Raw genomic sequence first — 17,235 nt, 5'->3', positions numbered from 1 at the left:
CTTCTCTAAAAGTTGAAAAAGGCGATCGCCTCTCATACATCCCCCTTTACTCTCAACAACGAATTTACAGGGCAACGTAGACTTCTCAGACCTTGAGGCGGAAGTTATGCAACTTTCTTACAAAACTTTACATTCACGGCTAGACATGAGAACGTAACGCCTAGATAGTAGACTGGCTCTTGCAGCATCCCAGTAGAGGATCGCTGTACGCCATCAAAAGCCAGTAACTACTAGGTGTAGCCTCAAAGGAGTTCTTATTATGACCGCAGGAAATGACCCCGTTAAGGTAATGAAGCAGGAAGTCGGCAAAGCTGCTGCTGCGTTAGTGAAGTCGGGTACCATTGTTGGGCTGGGTACGGGTTCAACCACTGCCTATGCGATCGAGTATCTAGGAAATCGCCTCAGGTCGGGTGATCTAAAAGACATTAAGGGTGTCCCAACTTCGTTTCAGGCAGAAGTCTTGGCAAAACAATACGGCATTCCTTTAACAACTCTTGATGCCGTTGACCATATTGATATTGCGATCGATGGTGCTGATGAAGTCGATCCGCAGAAGAACTTGATTAAAGGTGGTGGTGCTGCCCATACTCGCGAGAAAATTGTTGATGCCCTAGCAGACCAATTTGTTGTTGTTGTGGATGGGAATAAATTAGTCGATCGCTTAGGTTCAACATTCTTGCTACCCGTAGAAGTGATACCCATGGCGATCGCACCTGTCATGCGTGCGATTGAAAAGCTAGGTGGAAAACCAGAACTCCGCATGGGCATCAAAAAAGCTGGCCCCGTAATCACCGACCAAGGCAACATGGTTGTTGATGTAAAATTTGACTCCATTGATAACCCTGCTGAACTTGAAAAGACGCTGAATAACATTCCAGGTGTTCTAGAGAATGGCTTATTTGTAGGTGTTGCTGATATCGTTCTGGTTGGCGAAGTCAAAGATGGTCAACCTATTGTCCGGGAAATGTAAGAGTCGTAGAGACGTTCTGCTGGAACGTCTCTTTCTCAAAATGCAACCCAGTCTGAACTGTATGGCGGTATGCAGCACTTTGGAAAGCACAGTAATTTAGATTTAGAGAGGGTTTTGCTGTAGCTGTGTAGATACACAAAGCCAGTTCTATGTTCAAAGCGTGTTTATGACGATGCAATACCGAAGATTTGGGCGTACAAACTTACAAATGCCAGTGTTTTCTTGCGGTGGCATGAGATATCAGTTCAAGTGGCAGGATGTCCCAGGATGGCAAATTCCCAAAGATAATCAGCAGAATCTAGAGGCGACGATTCGTAGAGCTGTTGAAGTTGGTATTAATCATATTGAAACGGCGCGTGGGTATGGGACTTCAGAGGTTCAGCTAGGGCGAATTTTGCCGACATTTCCTCGTGAACGGTTAATTGTCCAGACCAAAATTAGCCCAACTTCAGATTCCAAAGAGTTTCAACGTACTTTTGATAAGTCACTGGCGAATCTGAAACTAGACTACGTTGACTTATTAGGGATACACGGCATTAATACTCCTGAATTGCTGCATGATAGTGTCCGTCCGGGTGGTTGTGTCGATGTAGCGCGGCAGTTGCAAGCCCAAGGCAAGGTGCAATTTCTTGGTTTTTCCACGCATGGGCCAACGGACGTGATTGTCAAGACGATTGAAACAAATCAGTTTGACTACGTTAACCTGCACTGGTACTACATCAATCAATTGAATTGGACTGCTATTGAAGCGGCAACACGCCATGATATGGGTGTCTTTATCATCAGTCCTGCGGATAAGGGAGGGATGCTCTATAAGCCGCCACAAAAGCTAGTGGAACTGTGTAAACCGCTTAGCCCGATGGTGTTTAATGACTTGTTTTGTTTAAGCCATCCTCAGGTGCATACGTTGAGTATAGGGGCATCACGACCAACGGATTTTGATGAACACCTTAAGGCAGTGGAATTATTGGATCGGGCTTCGGAGATTTTGCCGCCGATTCTGGTACGGCTAGAGGAAGAAGCGACCGCAATTCTAGGAGAAGATTGGGCTAAAACTTGGGACGTCGGCTTACCGAAGCCAGAAGAAACGCCAGGAGGTTTAAATATCCGGGTGATTCTGTGGTTGAGGAATCTTGCTCTCGCGTATGACATGATCGAATACGGAAAAATGCGGTACAACATGTTGGGTAATGCGAGTCACTGGTTCCCCGGTAATAAAGCAGACCGAGTGAGAGGATTAGACTTACAACAATGTTTGCGTAAGAGTCCTCATGCTGACAAAATTCCCACCCTTTTGGAAGATGCTCATCAATTATTAGGTGGTCAAGAGGTTAAACGCTTATCACAGCAATAACCTACTTAACCACTCTCAATTAACTTTCCTTAAAGGTCGAGGGGTTTTAACTTCTGTAGCTGATACTTTCCGAAGGTAAAGACAGTGACGGATGCTGTTGCTGATTGGTGTTGTGAAGCCTTCAACTGAGGCAATCTCAGCACCTAATGGTTCAAGGACGGGTTTTAGATCTTCGGTTTCCTCGTCTGTCCAATGACCTCGGTAGAGAATGGCTAAACCACCTTTTTTCAAGAGTGGTAATGAATATTCAGCGCAGATGGATGCGGGTGCAACAGCTCTCAGGAGTGCTATATCGTAAGCTTGTCGATGTTGTGGTTGTTTGGCGATCGCTTCTGCTCTACCGTTCAATGTCGTAGCATTTTCAAGACCGAGTTTAGTGATGAGTGTTTCGAGAAAAGTGATTTTCTTACGGGTGGAATCGAGTAAGGTAATGGCAGTATCAGGAAATGCGATCGCCACAGGAAATCCTGGAAACCCTGCACCTGTACCAATATCAATAATTTTTGATGTCGGACTAATCTCACATTTACCTTCTGATTCCTGACTCCATACACCCCGCAAAGAATCCCATAAGTGTTTTTCCCAAAACTCCACAGGTTCAGTAATGCGGGTTAAATTTAACTGCTGGTTGCCTTCTAAGATTCCTTCATAAAGCTGCTGGAATAATTGCTGCTGTTGAGCCGTTGGCTGCCAACCTAGTGTTTGCTGCCAGATGTGTACCATCTCCGGTAACATCAATAGTTCAAGTTCACTCATGGGGGATTGTTCGCTGCTCAAGATTAGACAAATACGGGTAGGCTAAGTTCAACCTTGTTTCAATCTGACATGTTATAGAGCTGTTCTCACTGCCTTGGGTCAAATTATTGCGATCGCTTTTCGGTTCAAAGAGCCTCCTCTAGATAGCTGCAATACCTTGATAAGGTTTGCCCACCACAAAGAATAAACCTCTCTTCCCCTACTCTCACTTTTAAGAAAGCTTTCAGATTCACTAGCTATACTGACATCCTCAAAAAGTGTTGAATATATACGCAAGGTTCTTCTAAAGAAGACCACTCCCTACTTTCAAATTTGCCAGTTATGGCTTGACTTGCATGAAAACTCTTTTCCTCGACCTTCACCAGCGCCAAACTCGTTTCCAAGTTACTGGCAAATTCATCACACTTAGCGTGTTGCTAGGGCTACTGAGTACCCTCAGTACACCTGTCAATGCTCAACCGCAAGTTACACCTTTAGTCGCTCAAGCCCAAAGCACTTCTACAACAAATCCTGTAGAAACACAATTGCAGGGACGATGGGAAGTGGAAGATCCATCGGGTCAGAAGCTTACGTTGATTTTCGCGCCAGAGGGCAAATTCTTTATGCTTTTGCCTTTAGTCCCTGATTCTCCTGTTGCCCTACCATTTGGCTATCGAATTGACTCAACTGTGCAACCCATGCACATTGATGTGCTTTTGCCAGAACAGAATGAAACGGTAATGACTATTTTTGAGCTGACTGATGATGGTCAGCTACGTTTGCAATTGAGTGATACAAACCCTGGACAACCCAGACCTACGGCGTTTACGGATGGGGCTGTCTTACTTCAGAAGATTTCTGACGAAACAACAGTGCCGTCGGGGGTTCCAGTTCTATCTGACATTGAGACACCAGCAGAACAAGAGCAAGTTATAGCCGACCTTGAAACACAAGCTAGGGAGGCACGAGAAGCAGAAGGCAAACTGATGACTGGGGCGATGAACCGCGCACAACAGGCTTTTTACCTCGAAAATGAAAAATTTGGCACAACAATTGAGGATTTAAGTATCGGCATCAAACCAGAAAGCGAGAATTATCGCTACCAAATTGTGCCTCAAGGCAACCAGACTCAGAGTGTGATGATGACAGCCCAAGCCAAACGTCCTGAACTTAGAAGCTATACGGGTACAGTATTTGTCGTCAAAGATGGTGATGATCTTCTTACTGTTGCAGGGATTTGTGAAACGGACACACCTTCATCTACTCCTCCAGCGATGCCAACCGCTCCTAGTAAGACACAGGGCAGGTGGATGATTCAATGTCTCGCAGGTTCCCATCCATTAGAACGATAAATAAGGCGGCATGAATACCAATCCAACGCTAGCTGATTCTACTCCTTGCCTGATTTCACCAACTGTTTCGACCGTAAGAGCGCAAGGGCAGCCATTGAAACTAGGGATTATGGCTTCGGGAAGTGGCAGTAACTTTGAGGCAGTGGCTGATGCGATCGCATCCCAACAACTGAACGCCGAGATTCAAGTCCTAATTTACAATAATCCCGGTATCAAGGCAGTAGCGAGAGCCGAGCGTTGGGGGGTTCCGGCTGTCCTACTCAATCACCGAGACTACAAGCGCCGTGAAGACTTGGACACAGCAATTGTCGAAGTCTTTCGGCAGTACAAGGTGGAGTGGGTAGTGATGGCAGGCTGGATGCGCTTGGTAACACCTGTACTCATCAATGCCTTTCCTGACCGAATTATTAACATTCATCCGAGCTTATTACCCAGTTTCAAAGGCGTAAAAGCTGTAGAACAAGCAATTGAAGCAGGTGTCAAAATTGCAGGTTGTACTGTTCACCTGGTACGCATAGAAGTTGATAGTGGTCCAATTTTGCTACAAGCGGCTGTCCCGGTTTTGCCAGACGATAGGCCAGAAACCCTCCACGCTCGTATTCAAGTCCAGGAACATCGAATTTTACCGCAAGCGATCGCACTAGTGCAGCGCGGCAGAAGTTTGTAACCACTTCCCAGCGACAAGGGAGAGATTTTAGCGGGTCACTTATTTCCGCTATGCTGCACTAGCCAGACAATTGTTTAATGGTTGACGGTTGACGAAATTCAAATTCAACCAACAACCAACAACTAATAACCATCATCTAAGCTTCAACTTGCCTATTTTTTAGTTTCCACAGGTAACTAGAAACCAAATTTGTGACGACATGAGCCACAATCGGGACTAACAAATTGCCAGTTGCCAAGGCGCTCAATCCTAGCAACAATCCGACGACTGATGCCCAAGCGACATAGGGCCATTGTTGGGGGCTACTGAGGTGCAAAACGCCAAACAATAAACTGGAGGCAAGTAAGCCTGTGGCATTCAAGCCAACTGCTGGTAACATTACGCCTCGAAATAACAATTCTTCGCTCATGCCAGGTAGTAGCCCTAGCCAAATGATGTCTGGTAATACTAAAGGCTTCAGTACCAACTGTAGGTAAAAGTCTGCGCTTTCGCGGTAAGCCGGCCAAAGGCGATAAACTAAGCTACTTGCCCCACTAATTGCTACCGCTAGACCCAACCCTAAAAGGATTGCATCAACAGTTCCGCGTAAAGGGAGGAGGTTAACGGAGCCGAGACGCAGCCATAGCTTGGCAACGATTAATAACACGGCAGCCGTTACACCCATCGCAATTAAAATTTGGGTGCGCGTCAGGGGTTCAATTTCAGGATTATCAGGAAGCTGTTTTGCCACGAACAGATAAGCAGTGCAAGGACGAGAGAGATGGGCTGAGGGCATCAGCACTAATACCGGCACGATGAGTAACCAGATAGCCTAGCGCCTCTAAATACGAGTGTACTCTGATTGCCTTAATCCCTAAATGTTCCGGGGGAACTTGCATGGAAGTTTGGTTTTCCTCAACGGCAATAATTTGTGATCGCGACTGGCTCAAACTCAACAAAGCACTGCCACCACAAGCACTTGCGGGGACAACGACAGCATCTACATCCGTTGCCCAGATGTCTCCAGGTAGAGATGTAACGTTTGATGTCTTGTCAACAAACTGGGGCGCACGACTTAGCCCAACGAGAACGCAAGGTAAGAAGGTATAGCCCAATTCTTCAGCGGCTGAACGAGGTGATAAATCAGGGTCAAGAGCTAGAGGCGTGAGTGCGGGGGCGTGAGCGCAAGGGATTTGAAAGGTACGAACAATTAGGTGACTAATGACGGCTTCGGCACCTGCAAGAGGGTCTACTCCCTGTCCATGACGATAAGCGACGAGAGCTTCACTACCAGAATCATCGGGAAATCGAGCAACAACTGCGATCGCTTCTGCCCTTGCCTGATGAATCAATACATCAGCCGCTCGTAGTAGGCTGTCAGGATTCCCAATCGTGCCCCAACTTGCTCCCGATGCGGCTGTCCGCAGTTCTACATTTAAGGGAGCGTCTGTCACCACATAATCTGTAAGATTTAACCCTAATGTCGCTCTGGTAGCATCGGCTGCCTGGATGTGTCTTAATCGCAAGTCTGGTTCAATTCCTTGGTCAAGGATTAATCCTACTCGATTTTGATGCCTGGGTTGTAATCCCCAGCATCCAGCCGCGAATTTGTCAAGTCCGTAGCCTTCCACATAAAGAGCATTGGGTAAGTTCCAGTACAACTGGGCACCATTGAGGACGTTGGGGTGAGTGATTAAGCGATCTGAGCAGGATGCGATCGCTCTTGCCACGGGTAGCGCATCCCCTGCATAGCCACCAATGGCTGCTCCAATCCCAGTCGGAATGATTAAAACAACGGTGTAAGGTCGCTGGTTCACGCTTCGCTAGAAGTCTCTTGTGCTACTGTTACAATCGCTTCCACAGACACTTTCTGCTGCTCCACATCCACAGCCGTTATTGCCCAGCGCAGGGGTTCACCTTGTTTTTGGAGTTCGGATTCAATGCAAGCCTGTAATTCCGTTGTTGTCTGTTGTAGGTCAATTTCTGCCGTGATGAAGTGTGTTGTCATTGGCTTCGTGTTGTATTTGTAAGTTTAATTAGTGTATCAATCACTAGCAGTGCCGTCAGCTAGCAACTACTAGTAAATTTTTTAATAACCTGTATTTTTAGGGCTTGAGTGTAAACATTTAGTTAGATCCAACTGACAATTGCAGTTATTGCAAATTATTATGCGATCGCAAGTCTAACGTTTGCATTCTAAGCATCAACCTCAACGATAATCAAACCAACCCTTATAGGGTAAAGGATAGATGTGAGATGGAACATCCCTCTCTGCTAAAGCAAGTAATGCTGCAATTTCAGGATTCTTTTAAGCCTCTTCATGAAGATTTATCAGCCGCTCTCCTCACTCCTGATAAACACTTATGGGTTGGTTCAGATGAGACAACGACACTTGAACGTCTAACATTTGATGATGATACTTTTACTTTTACTAATCATCAGCATATTGATCTTGGACAGTTTATTGAATTACCAGCAGGCAAGGATGAAGAGATTGATATTGAAGGGCTAGCTTATGCTGATTATTACCTCTGGATTGTCGGCTCACACAGTTGGAAACGCAAAAAGCCAAAAGAGGATAAAAAAGAACAAAAGAATGTTGAACGACTGGCAACTGTAGCCTCAGAAAAAAATCGTTATCTGCTTGCTCGTATCCCCCTTGTCAATGGTGAATTATTCAAATCCTGCCCCCATCCGGAGAATCCCAATGAGCAGCTAACAGCCGCTAACTTAAAATTCACTGAACGGGGCAATTTATTAATGGATGCTCTGGACTCAGACCCCCATCTTCACCCCTTTATTCTTGCTGAAATCCCTAGCAAAGACAATGGCTTTGATATCGAGGGTATCCTTATTTCCAGAGAAAAAGTTTTTATTGGGATGCGAGGACCAGTACTCCGAGGCTGGGCAATAATTCTAGAGTTAGAGTTAGAGCTTGAAGCAAACAATCCAACAACTCTACAGTTAAAAGAAATAGGAGATGCAGGTAAACTCTACAAAAAGCATTTTGTCAAGTTAAATGGCTTAGGGATTCGTGATTTGTGTGTAGATGGTCAAGACTTATTAATCCTCGCAGGACCAACAATGGATTTAGATGGTCCTGTTAAGCTTTTTCGGTTGCCAAATGGGTTCAATGAACTAGGCAAAAGCCTCTCTTGGGAACCTACACCAATCCTCGACTTACCTTATGGCGAGGGCAATCATCATGCAGAAGGCATCACGCTATTTGATCCAATTTCCCAACAGCCGTCCATTTTAGTTGTTTATGACTCACCTTCTCCAATAACACATCTAGAAGGTGCTACTGTTCTTGCTGATATCTTCCTATTAGGTTAGGCAGAATACTAATAATGAAGTGCCGCAGGTTAACGACACTTCATCTAACAAATGTTTTGAAAGGAGTTCAGAAGTTCAGAGTTCTCCCGAACTTCTAAACTTCTGTATTCTTCTTGTTCAAGGCTTACCAAACTGACGTTGGTACACAATCTCTTCTTTTTCTGTCTCAATTTTTAAGTTAGAACGCGGATAGGCAACACATAGTAGTGCGTAACCTTCTTCTTGGAGTTCGGGACTGATACCCATCCCGTCGCTTTGCTCGACTGTTCCTTCTAAGATCTGTGCAGCACAGGTGGTACAAACTCCTGCGTTGCAAGAACTGGGTAAATCTATGCCAGCGGCATAAGCAGCCGAGAGAATCTGTTTATCCTCTGGTACTTCTATAATGTGGGTTTTCCCTTCGTGTTGGATTTCGACAGTATAAGTCTTCGGCATGAATGGCAGTGGTGTAGGTACAGTTCTCCTACACGAAAATACTTGTGAAAATCGTGGTGGAGCATATGGAATTAGATTTTACTGTAAACCTGATCGAGATAGCATAACGAGTTTGGCTTCAGCTAAAAAAAGCTAGAGCGATCGCTCTAGCTTCATCATGTTGTCTCTACTTATCTATACTGATTTAAATAAAATTGTGTAAATGACCTTTTATACACTTATTTATCAGGTTGATTCAAGTTTAATCACGCTCTATTAAAAATACATTCGAGAAATTACTGGCACATCTCAATGTTCTCGAAAAAAGCATCCGTGACTTCCCTGATACCTTCACACAACCTAGTTCTGCTTCAATCAAAATCTGTTGGCAAATCAGGCTGGCGGTGATGCTCAAAAAGCCGCGCTATTTGAGACGGGACAATGCGAGTAAGAGAGAGTTGTGGAAGCTCATGCTCCCGAAAAAATTCTGCTCCGTCCGTTTCTATATTTTGTTTAGGGGAACCACCGATAAGTTCACACTGAATAAAAAGCTGGTAGGTATGATGTCGTGAAGGGGGATATTCGTACTTATTGCGATCGCAAACCGCTAGCAGCTTAGTGGCGCGTGTCTCATAGCCTGACTCTTCATACACTTCTCGGACAACGGCTTCACTCGGAGACTCGCCAACATCAGCCCATCCCCCTGGTAATGTCCAACAACCATCAGCGCGTTCCCTTACTAACAAGATGGTATCGTCGCGAAATACGGCTCCTCGCACCACGACTTTGGGCGTTGCATAGCCAATTTCGTGAGCAAGAAGATCGAGGACGTAGCTAGGTTCTACGTTGGAATAGGTGGCTAAGATTTCTGCTGCGATCGCTTGTAGTGCCTTGTAGCGTTCCCTATCAAAAACTCCGTCAGTGTAGGTAAGACCATTTTGTGCGATCGCTTGTAGTTGTTTCCCCCATTCCAGCCATCTCAAATCCACAAGTTTTCCTCGCTTTGATAGGCAACATTTCAGTAAGCTTGTAAACAAAAAGGTGCCTGAGTCACCCCAGACACCTTTAATTACTTTGGAAAACAAAATCTAACCTAGTGCTTCAGCACCACCGACGACTTCTAGGATTTCCTGCGTAATTGCCGCTTGCCGTGCCTTGTTATAAGACAACGTGAGTGACTTCACTAAGTCGGAAGCATTATCGCTAGCGTTGTTCATCGCCGTCATCCGGGCAGCAAGTTCACTCGCCGCTGACTCTTGCAGTGCCCGTAGCAATTGGTTGTTTAGATACAGTGGCAAGAGAGCATCCAGAATTTGCACTGGGTCTTGTTCAAAGATCATGTCACGAGGGAAGGTACGCTGTGTCGCTGTAACTTTCTCCCGTGTCACCTCAAAGTCACCACCACGAGTTGTCAATCTAAAGATTTCATCATCTTGTACTTCTAGTCCTTGTGCCGTCAATGGCAATAGGGTTTGAATTACGGGACGAGAACTAATCAGGGAGACAAACTTGGTGTAGACCAATTCCACTCGATCTACAGACTCTGACAAGAATAAGGAGAGCAATTCATCGGCAATCATTGATGCCTCTGCTGCTGTGGGAATCTGCTCCAAGCCTGTGTAATTTGCACTAATCGGTTGGTCACGGCGTTGGAAGTACTGGAGGGATTTGCGCCCGACTAACACGTACTTGTAGTCGATTCCGTCCTTCTGGAGTTCCTTAGCGCGGTTTTCAGCACGACGGATGACGTTGGTATTATAAGCGCCACACAGACCCCGATCGCCTGTAATGACGAGTATGCCAACTGTTCCGACTTCCCGTTGCCTCAGTAGGGGTAAATCAGCCTCTTCAAACTGCAGACGGTTTTGTAAGCCGTAGAGAACTCGTGCCAAGCGGTCGGCAAAAGGGCGGGTAGCCGTTACCTGTTCCTGAGCGCGACGCACTTTGGCAGCCGCGACGAGACGCATGGCTTCAGTAATTTTTCTGGTATTTTTGACCGACTGAATGCGATCGCGAATTGATTTTAGATTAGGCATAATCTTGTTGTTTGTTGTTTGCTGTTTGTTGTTTGTTGCTTGTTGTTAGAATTTTTTCCTAACAACAAACAACTAATAACCAACAACTAGTTACACCGATACGAGGAAGGTCTGCTTGTATTCTGCGATCGATTCCTTCAGAATGCCTTCCGCCTCATCATTGAGCTGCTTCGTATTCCGAAGGATATCCATGTACTGCGGCTTGCTTGTTTTCAAGTATTCACGCAGCCCTCTTGCAAAGTCAGCGACTTTCTCAACAGCAATGTCATCCAGATAGCCATTCAGTCCTGCATATACAACTGCCACTTGCTCAGCTACTGATAGTGGTGAGTATTGAGGCTGCTTCAAGAGTTCCCGCAAGCGCTGACCTCGTGCCAACTGATCTTGCGTCGCTTTGTCTAAATCTGAAGCAAACTGAGCAAAGGCTTGCAAATCATCAAACTGCGCCAGTTCCAGCTTCAATTTACCCGCAACCTTCTTCATGGCTTTGGTTTGCGCGGCAGAACCCACTCGTGATACAGAAATACCAGGATTAACGGCTGGACGCAAGCCAGAGTTGAATAGGTCTGAAGTTAGGAAGATCTGACCATCCGTAATCGAAATCACGTTGGTGGGGATGTATGCCGAAACGTCACCCGCTTGGGTTTCAATAATTGGAAGAGCAGTCATGCTGCCTCCACCCAGTTCATCACTCAGCTTCGCCGCCCGTTCCAGCAAGCGTGAGTGGATGTAGAAAACGTCTCCAGGATAAGCTTCGCGACCGGGTGGGCGACGCAGTAGTAGAGACATCTGGCGATAAGCTTGTGCTTGCTTGGAGAGGTCGTCGTAAATGATTAGGGTTGCCTTACCCTTGTACATGAAGTATTCGGCAATTGTCGCCCCTGTGTAAGGAGCTAAGTACTGAAGGGTAGCTGGGTCGTTGGCATTCGCGGCAACCACAATTGTGTAATCTAATGCGCCTCGTTCCTGAAGCACATCCACCACCTGGGCAACGGTAGATGCCTTCTGACCAATCGCGACGTAAACACAAATAACGTCTTCCTCTTTCTGGTTGAGGATGGTGTCAACGGCAATGGACGTTTTTCCAGTTTGGCGGTCACCAATAATCAGTTCTCGCTGTCCTCGTCCGATTGGAATCATTGCGTCGATAGCGGTGATTCCCGTTTGCATTGGTTCATGAACTGAACGCCGTGCAATAATCCCTGGAGCCATGGATTCGATTAGACGCGATTCACTTGTCTGAATGTCTCCCTTCCCATCTATCGGACGAGCAAGGGCATCGACTACGCGACCAATCAAGGCTTCTCCCACTGGCACCTGGGCAATCTTACCTGTAGCCGTAACGGGGCTACCCTCTTGGATGCCGCGACCATCGCCCATCAATACAGCACCGACATTGTCTTCTTCCAAGTTGAGGGCAAGACCAACCTCACCATCTTCAAACTCGACCAATTCCCCAGACATGCACTTGTCCAAGCCATAAATCCGAGCAATGCCGTCACCAACTTGTAAGACGGTACCAACGTTAGTGGGCTTAACGTCTTGGTCGTATTGTTCAATTTGCTGCCGAATAATACTGCTGATTTCGTCGGGTCTAATGCTAATCATGTCAGTTGTTCGTTATTTGTTGTTTGTTGTTTGTTGGAGACGAGAGGTAGTATTTCTTATTTTCTTCTAGTCTCTAGGTACTACTGCTCAGGCGCAGACCAATACGACGTAGTTGTCCCCGCAAGCTGGCATCAATTACCTGAGACCCTACTGTGATGATGACACCACCAATTAACTCTGGGTCAATTTTTGTATCCAGTTCTACCTGCTGGGCACCCGTCATGGCGGTGACTTTCTCTCGAACCGACTGCTGCTGAGATTCTGATAGTTCTACGGCTGAAGTGACCTCCGCGAGAACTGTCTGCTTCAACTGTCGTAGAAGAGTCTGATACTGCTTGCAGATTCCTTCTAGAAAAATGATGCGCCGCCGATCAATCAAAATATTCACAAAATTCTTGGTGTAGGGGTCAAATTGATCCCCACTAATTCGTTGCAGTACGGCTTTCTTGTCTTCAGCTTTCACAATTGGACTGCTTAGAAACTCGTCCAACTCCGGTGATTCTTTCAACAGATTCAGTAAGGCTGCAACATCCTCACCAATACGCTCTACCTTATCACTGGACTGAGCCAGAGACATTAACGCATCTGCGTAAGGCTCTAGTATCTCACCACTCACCATACTTCCTTTCACGATCCACCTCCCAGTAGAGCAATGCTGCGGTCAATTAATTGTTGTTGAGCCGAGTCGTCTAAGTGATCTTGAAGCTGCGACTCGACTCGCTGCATTGCCATCGCTGCTACTCGCTCTCGAAGTTCTGCGATCGCACGTTCTCTGTCTGCGTTCAAATCCTGAGTCGCGGTTTTTCTAACGGCTTCAACATCTTTAGCTGCCTTCTCTAGAATCGCCGCTCTTGCTGCCTGGGCATTTTCTTCACCCTTGGCTCGGATTCTCTCCGCCTCGGCTTGGGCTTGTGCTAATTTCTGCTGAGCATCTGCTAGAGAAGCAGCAGCCTCTTTCTGCCGTTTTTCGGCATCTTGAATCGCTTGTTCAATGTTTGAGCGTCTTTCTGATAGGGTTTTACCTAAAAATTTACGCCCAAAGAAAAATAGTACCCCGATAATGATTACGAGGTTAATCAAGTTGGTTTCTAGAAGGTCAAAGTTTAGACCCAAACCTCCTTCTGAACCGCCTTCCGCTGCGACTTCTGCCGCTGCGGTAGCCAGGAATGAGAAAGTACTCATAATATCCATATACAACTCTTGAAGATTGAGTATTGCAAATACTTTTGAAGGATACACGGAAGGCAAAAATAACGTTGCGATTAACGTTTCTAGGAAACATAACTGTCCTACTACCGCAACGGGCAATCTGATGAGAAACGGTTTAGTAATCTAGGGGGGCGTGTGAAGCAAAGCTATTCTTTAGGAAGTCGCTTACTTTTATTGCCTATTTAGAGCCTCGTTTATAGCAATGCCACTTTCACACCGCCACAGGCTTGTATCACACCCACTGCTAAAACGCTTCCACAAGATAATGCCAGCCATCACTTGCTTTACTTAACCAACTCTCGTCCCAAGAGTTTTTCGAGAATCTGGCGACTCAAGGCATCCACTTCTTGTTCAAGGGACGTTAGTGCCTCAGCTTTTTGCTGTTCAATCTCTCGTTGGGCTTGCTCTCGTTGTGCCTGAGCCTCAGCTTGAGCTTGAGCTATTTTTTGAGCCGCAACTTTCTGGGCATCTGCTTGTGCTGCCGCGATTGTCGCTTGCGACTTCCGGCGAGTTTCTCCTAGCTCTTGCTCATACTGCTTGGCTAGATTCTCTGCCTTGGCTAAACGTTCACGCGACTCCAACAAATTCTTGCGGATATAGTCATCCCGTCCATCAATTGACTTGCTCAATGGTTTGTAGAACACTACATTCAACACCACCACCAAAAGCAAAAACTGTAGTGCCATTATCGGCAGGGTGGCATCAAAATCAAACAACCCCCCTTCTTTGGCAGCTTCGGTCGCAGCTTCAGCTGTTTCGACAGCTAGTAAAATTGTCCAATGTGTCATCATTATTTTCAGATCCCACGGCTTAAAAAAGGTCAGCTACTCAGTTGGGATGGGGATACTTTTGGTATAAATTGTGTCAACTTTTCCAGCGCTCAGACTCCATTATTTTGGTAAGCTGAGCGCTGAAAAAGAACCCTACTATTACGAGAAGGGGTTAGCAAACAGCAGGACGAGGGCGACGACCAGACCGTAAATTGTTAGCGCTTCCATGAAGGCTAAGCTCAACAGCAGCGTACCGCGAATTTTTCCTTCGGCTTCTGGCTGGCGTGCAATTCCTTCTACTGCCTGACCCGCTGCATTTCCCTGACCAATGCCAGGACCAATAGCAGCAAGACCAACAGCCAGAGCAGCAGCGATAACGGAAGCAGCAGCAATTAATGGGTCCATCTTGATTTTCCTTAAATTAACTAAACAACTACAGGTTAGACTCCTACCTCGAAAAATCCGCTTCTAAGGCGGACTAATGATAGGAGGTGAGCCAAAACTGAAACATCTTGATAAGTGAGGCGAACTTCACTCATGATGCTCTTCGCCATGATCCTCCATTGCCTCTCCGATGTAAGCGGCTGCCAAAGTGGCGAAGATGAGCGCTTGAATGGCGCTGGTAAATAAGCCCAGTGCCATCACCGGTAGAGGAACAAACAAAGGAACTAGAAACACCAGCACTCCCACTACCAGTTCATCTGCCAGAATGTTGCCGAACAGACGGAAACTCAGGGAAAGAGGTTTGGTGAAATCTTCCAAAATCTTGAAAGGTACCATGATTGGTATCGGTTGGGCGTAACCAGCAAAGTATCCTAAACCCTTTTTGCTCAAGCCAGCGTAGAAATACGCTAAGGAAGTCAGTAGGGCAAAGGCAACTGTTGTGTTGATGTCGCTTGTTGGAGCTGCTAACTCCCCTTCTGGCAGCTTAATCAGCTTCCAAGGAACAAGCGCCCCAGACCAATTTGCCACAAAAATGAACAAGAATAGAGTACCGACAAAAGGTACCCAAGGGCGATACTCTTTCTCACCAATCTGAGTTTTTGCCAAATCCCGCAGAAATTCCAGAGCATACTCCATAAAATTTTGGATGCCGCTAGGAATTCTCTGGATATTTCGAGTTGCTGCAATTGAAGCCGTGACGAGAATGGCAATCACAACCCAAGAGGTAATGAGAACCTGCCCGTGTACTTTCAAATTGCCGAGGTGCCAGTACAAATGCTGACCAACTTCTAATTCAGCAAGTGGCAAAGAATTCAAAAGCGAAAAACCATTTATCATTTCCATTCCGGAGATTTCCCCAGATAGCTGTCATAAGTGGAACGGGCTTAGCTGACTAACAACTTAACCTACTTAGAAGTAGGAAGCAGTGTGCTTTGCAGTACATAGACGATGAGTGCGGCTTTGTAAGTCAGAAATCCTAAAAATATGGGCAAAATCTGCAACTTTTGCCATTGAGTGGCAACGATAAATAGCCCAATAAAAATTGCGAACCGGGCAGGACTCGGACGCCTTTTTTGTTGGCCTAGCCGCTCAACGTCTTTAGCCAACATTCTCAAGTAAACCACACCTGTGCACGCCCCGATCAAATAATTCAAGGCAATGTCAAGCGAGTAAAAAATCCAAACAGAGATAAAGATGATTCCTGCCAATGCAAGTGTGACCAACAACAACGTTTGTTTGAGTTGGTAGAACTCCTGCATGGAGGAACTCATTGGGGAGGGTGGGGAACTCGCTTGAGAAAGTTCCTCTGTTGCCGATGTCGGTTGAGGAGAGTCGTCTGACAAGTTCACAGGTAGCAGCAAAAGCAATTCCACAAAGTTGGCTTGTATTCAACAAGTCCTAGGTAATCATACCACGCAGTAGTAACAATACTTAAAAAATAGTTAATGTTCGGTATTTTTTTCCCAATCAAAGCGACTAACCTAAATTGACACAATCAGTTACTGATAAGGCGATCGCATATTTTTAAGTTTCAGTTTCATCACCATTACTTTCAAATAGTATGCCGTTTGATAGAGACGTATAAGAGCAACCTCACGTAGATTGATTCTGTGGCTTTACAAAACGTAGCATTTAGGAGCTATTGGTTCATGAAAAGTCGAACTCAGTTGCTAGTTGGCATCCTTGGAATGAGTGCCTTCATCAGTCTCCCTGCATTCGCTACACAAAACAATCAACTTGAGCGCTCATCCAGTGGCACCTCTGTCTACACCGCAGATGCTACTCCGGCTTCACCCGCCCCAGAAGCCCAAACTGGTACAACGCCAAATTCTTCCCTAGAACCTGCACCACAAGTTGCACCACCCGCTACAGCGCCAGCCTCACCAGAAGCGTCATCAGCAAGCAACAACATCGTAGAAGCGGCGACTGACCAATTCAAAACTCTTGCCAAAGCGATTGAGGCAGCAGATTTAGCAGAAACCTTATCCTCAGAAGGACCTTACACCGTTTTTGCTCCTACCGATGAAGCCTTCGCTGCATTGCCAGAAGGAGTATTAGAACAGCTACTACTGCCAGAAAACAAAGAAATACTTGTACAACTGCTGAGCTATCATGTGGTTCCCGGTGCAGTGACAAGTTCTCAAATCCAGTCAGGAGAAGTTGAAACTCTTGCTGGAGAGTCGTTAGCTGTACAACTTGGTACAGATGGTACAGTCGCTATCAACAATGCAAAAGTCACTCAAGCTGATATTCAGGCAAGCAACGGCGTTATTCATGCGGTTGACCAAGTGATTCTACCCCGACAAGCTCTACTGGAATTGGGAGTACCACAGCAAGTTACTCAGAACAAAAATTAAGCCT

The 17,235-nt window shown here is 46.1% G+C and carries 20 protein-coding genes; 6 read left to right on the top strand and 14 right to left on the bottom strand.

Annotation, left to right across the window (positions count from 1 at the left end; all coding sequences use genetic code 11):
• The first annotated feature begins 259 nt into the window (after positions 1-259).
• Positions 260-970 (top strand): ribose-5-phosphate isomerase RpiA, encoded by a 711-nt coding sequence (gene rpiA / locus H6F98_RS20400; protein WP_192220520.1) that lies wholly within the window; start codon positions 260-262, stop codon positions 968-970.
• Positions 971-1,142: 172 nt separating this feature from the next.
• On the top strand, positions 1,143-2,324 hold the full coding sequence (locus tag H6F98_RS20395) for an aldo/keto reductase (protein ID WP_192220708.1): 1,182 nt from the start codon (positions 1,143-1,145) through the stop codon (positions 2,322-2,324).
• Between the two features lie 15 nt (positions 2,325-2,339).
• Here H6F98_RS20395 and rsmG read toward each other — a convergent pair whose 3' ends face one another.
• Positions 2,340-3,080: a 16S rRNA (guanine(527)-N(7))-methyltransferase RsmG gene (gene rsmG / locus H6F98_RS20390; protein WP_192220519.1), complete on the bottom strand. Its 741-nt coding sequence runs from the start codon at positions 3,078-3,080 to the stop codon at positions 2,340-2,342.
• 335 nt (positions 3,081-3,415) lie between these two features.
• Here rsmG and H6F98_RS20385 point away from each other — a divergent pair, with 335 nt between their 5' ends.
• Together H6F98_RS20385 and purN are read left to right on the top strand one after the other, a co-directional pair.
• A complete protein-coding gene (locus H6F98_RS20385) occupies positions 3,416-4,411 on the top strand; it encodes a type IV pilin-like G/H family protein (RefSeq protein ID WP_192220518.1) in 996 nt (331 codons plus the stop codon).
• A gap of 10 nt (positions 4,412-4,421) precedes the next feature.
• Entirely contained in the window at positions 4,422-5,078 is a 657-nt protein-coding gene (gene purN / locus H6F98_RS20380; protein ID WP_192220517.1) for a phosphoribosylglycinamide formyltransferase, read from the top strand.
• A gap of 136 nt (positions 5,079-5,214) precedes the next feature.
• Here the strand turns inward: purN and H6F98_RS20375 are convergent, their stop codons facing one another.
• From H6F98_RS20375 to H6F98_RS20365, 3 genes are read right to left on the bottom strand one after another with little or no spacing between them, the layout of a single operon-like run.
• Positions 5,215-5,808, bottom strand: a complete 594-nt coding sequence (locus H6F98_RS20375; RefSeq protein WP_192220516.1) for a CPBP family intramembrane glutamic endopeptidase — start codon at positions 5,806-5,808, stop codon at positions 5,215-5,217.
• Positions 5,789-6,874, bottom strand: coding sequence for a DUF3326 domain-containing protein (locus H6F98_RS20370; protein ID WP_192220515.1), 1,086 nt, complete (start codon positions 6,872-6,874; stop codon positions 5,789-5,791). The genes H6F98_RS20375 and H6F98_RS20370 overlap by 20 nt, the downstream gene beginning before the upstream one ends.
• On the bottom strand, positions 6,871-7,065 hold the full coding sequence (locus H6F98_RS20365) for a hypothetical protein (protein WP_192220514.1): 195 nt from the start codon (positions 7,063-7,065) through the stop codon (positions 6,871-6,873). Before H6F98_RS20365 ends, H6F98_RS20370 begins: the two co-directional genes overlap by 4 nt.
• 248 nt (positions 7,066-7,313) lie before the next feature.
• On the opposite strand from H6F98_RS20365, the gene H6F98_RS20360 reads away from it, so the two are divergent.
• A complete protein-coding gene (locus H6F98_RS20360; RefSeq protein ID WP_192220513.1) occupies positions 7,314-8,393 on the top strand; it encodes a DUF3616 domain-containing protein in 1,080 nt (359 codons plus the stop codon).
• Between the two features lie 117 nt (positions 8,394-8,510).
• Here H6F98_RS20360 and H6F98_RS20355 read toward each other — a convergent pair whose 3' ends face one another.
• The 10 genes from H6F98_RS20355 to H6F98_RS20310 all read right to left on the bottom strand — a co-directional run bounded on the left by H6F98_RS20355 (position 8,511) and on the right by H6F98_RS20310 (position 16,247).
• A complete protein-coding gene (locus tag H6F98_RS20355; protein WP_192220512.1) occupies positions 8,511-8,828 on the bottom strand; it encodes a 2Fe-2S iron-sulfur cluster-binding protein in 318 nt (105 codons plus the stop codon).
• 350 nt (positions 8,829-9,178) lie between these two features.
• Positions 9,179-9,796, bottom strand: a complete 618-nt coding sequence (locus H6F98_RS20350) for an NUDIX hydrolase N-terminal domain-containing protein (RefSeq protein ID WP_192220511.1) — start codon at positions 9,794-9,796, stop codon at positions 9,179-9,181.
• Positions 9,797-9,895: 99 nt separating this feature from the next.
• Positions 9,896-10,843, bottom strand: coding sequence for a F0F1 ATP synthase subunit gamma (locus tag H6F98_RS20345; protein ID WP_192220510.1), 948 nt, complete (start codon positions 10,841-10,843; stop codon positions 9,896-9,898).
• A gap of 90 nt (positions 10,844-10,933) precedes the next feature.
• Entirely contained in the window at positions 10,934-12,451 is a 1,518-nt protein-coding gene (gene atpA, locus H6F98_RS20340; protein ID WP_192220509.1) for a F0F1 ATP synthase subunit alpha, read from the bottom strand.
• Between the two features lie 73 nt (positions 12,452-12,524).
• A complete protein-coding gene (atpH, locus tag H6F98_RS20335) occupies positions 12,525-13,070 on the bottom strand; it encodes an ATP synthase F1 subunit delta (protein WP_199348751.1) in 546 nt (181 codons plus the stop codon).
• 8 nt (positions 13,071-13,078) lie between these two features.
• The gene (locus H6F98_RS20330; RefSeq protein ID WP_242058613.1) at positions 13,079-13,633 is read right to left on the bottom strand and encodes a F0F1 ATP synthase subunit B; all 555 of its coding nucleotides are present in this window, start codon (positions 13,631-13,633) and stop codon (positions 13,079-13,081) included.
• A gap of 311 nt (positions 13,634-13,944) precedes the next feature.
• On the bottom strand, positions 13,945-14,448 hold the full coding sequence (locus H6F98_RS20325; RefSeq protein ID WP_192220707.1) for a F0F1 ATP synthase subunit B': 504 nt from the start codon (positions 14,446-14,448) through the stop codon (positions 13,945-13,947).
• 141 nt (positions 14,449-14,589) lie between these two features.
• Positions 14,590-14,835 carry an ATP synthase F0 subunit C gene (atpE, locus tag H6F98_RS20320; protein WP_190641179.1) on the bottom strand — a complete coding sequence of 82 codons (246 nt, stop codon included), beginning with the start codon at positions 14,833-14,835 and terminating at the stop codon, positions 14,590-14,592.
• A 126-nt stretch (positions 14,836-14,961) separates the two neighbouring features.
• Complete coding sequence (gene atpB / locus H6F98_RS20315) at positions 14,962-15,717, bottom strand: F0F1 ATP synthase subunit A (RefSeq protein ID WP_192220506.1); 756 nt, start codon at positions 15,715-15,717, stop codon at positions 14,962-14,964.
• Between the two features lie 62 nt (positions 15,718-15,779).
• On the bottom strand, positions 15,780-16,247 hold the full coding sequence (locus H6F98_RS20310) for an ATP synthase subunit I (RefSeq protein ID WP_313929904.1): 468 nt from the start codon (positions 16,245-16,247) through the stop codon (positions 15,780-15,782).
• A 276-nt stretch (positions 16,248-16,523) separates the two neighbouring features.
• Here H6F98_RS20310 and H6F98_RS20305 point away from each other — a divergent pair, with 276 nt between their 5' ends.
• Positions 16,524-17,231, top strand: a complete 708-nt coding sequence (locus H6F98_RS20305; protein ID WP_192220505.1) for a fasciclin domain-containing protein — start codon at positions 16,524-16,526, stop codon at positions 17,229-17,231.
• Positions 17,232-17,235: the final 4 nt, after the last annotated feature.

This window comes from Microcoleus sp. FACHB-SPT15 (assembly GCF_014849525.1).
Taxonomy (GTDB): domain Bacteria; phylum Cyanobacteriota; class Cyanobacteriia; order Cyanobacteriales; family Coleofasciculaceae; genus Symplocastrum; species Symplocastrum torsivum.
The sequence above is the reverse complement of the archived record's forward strand: the minus strand, read 5'-3'. Positions and strand labels throughout refer to the sequence as shown.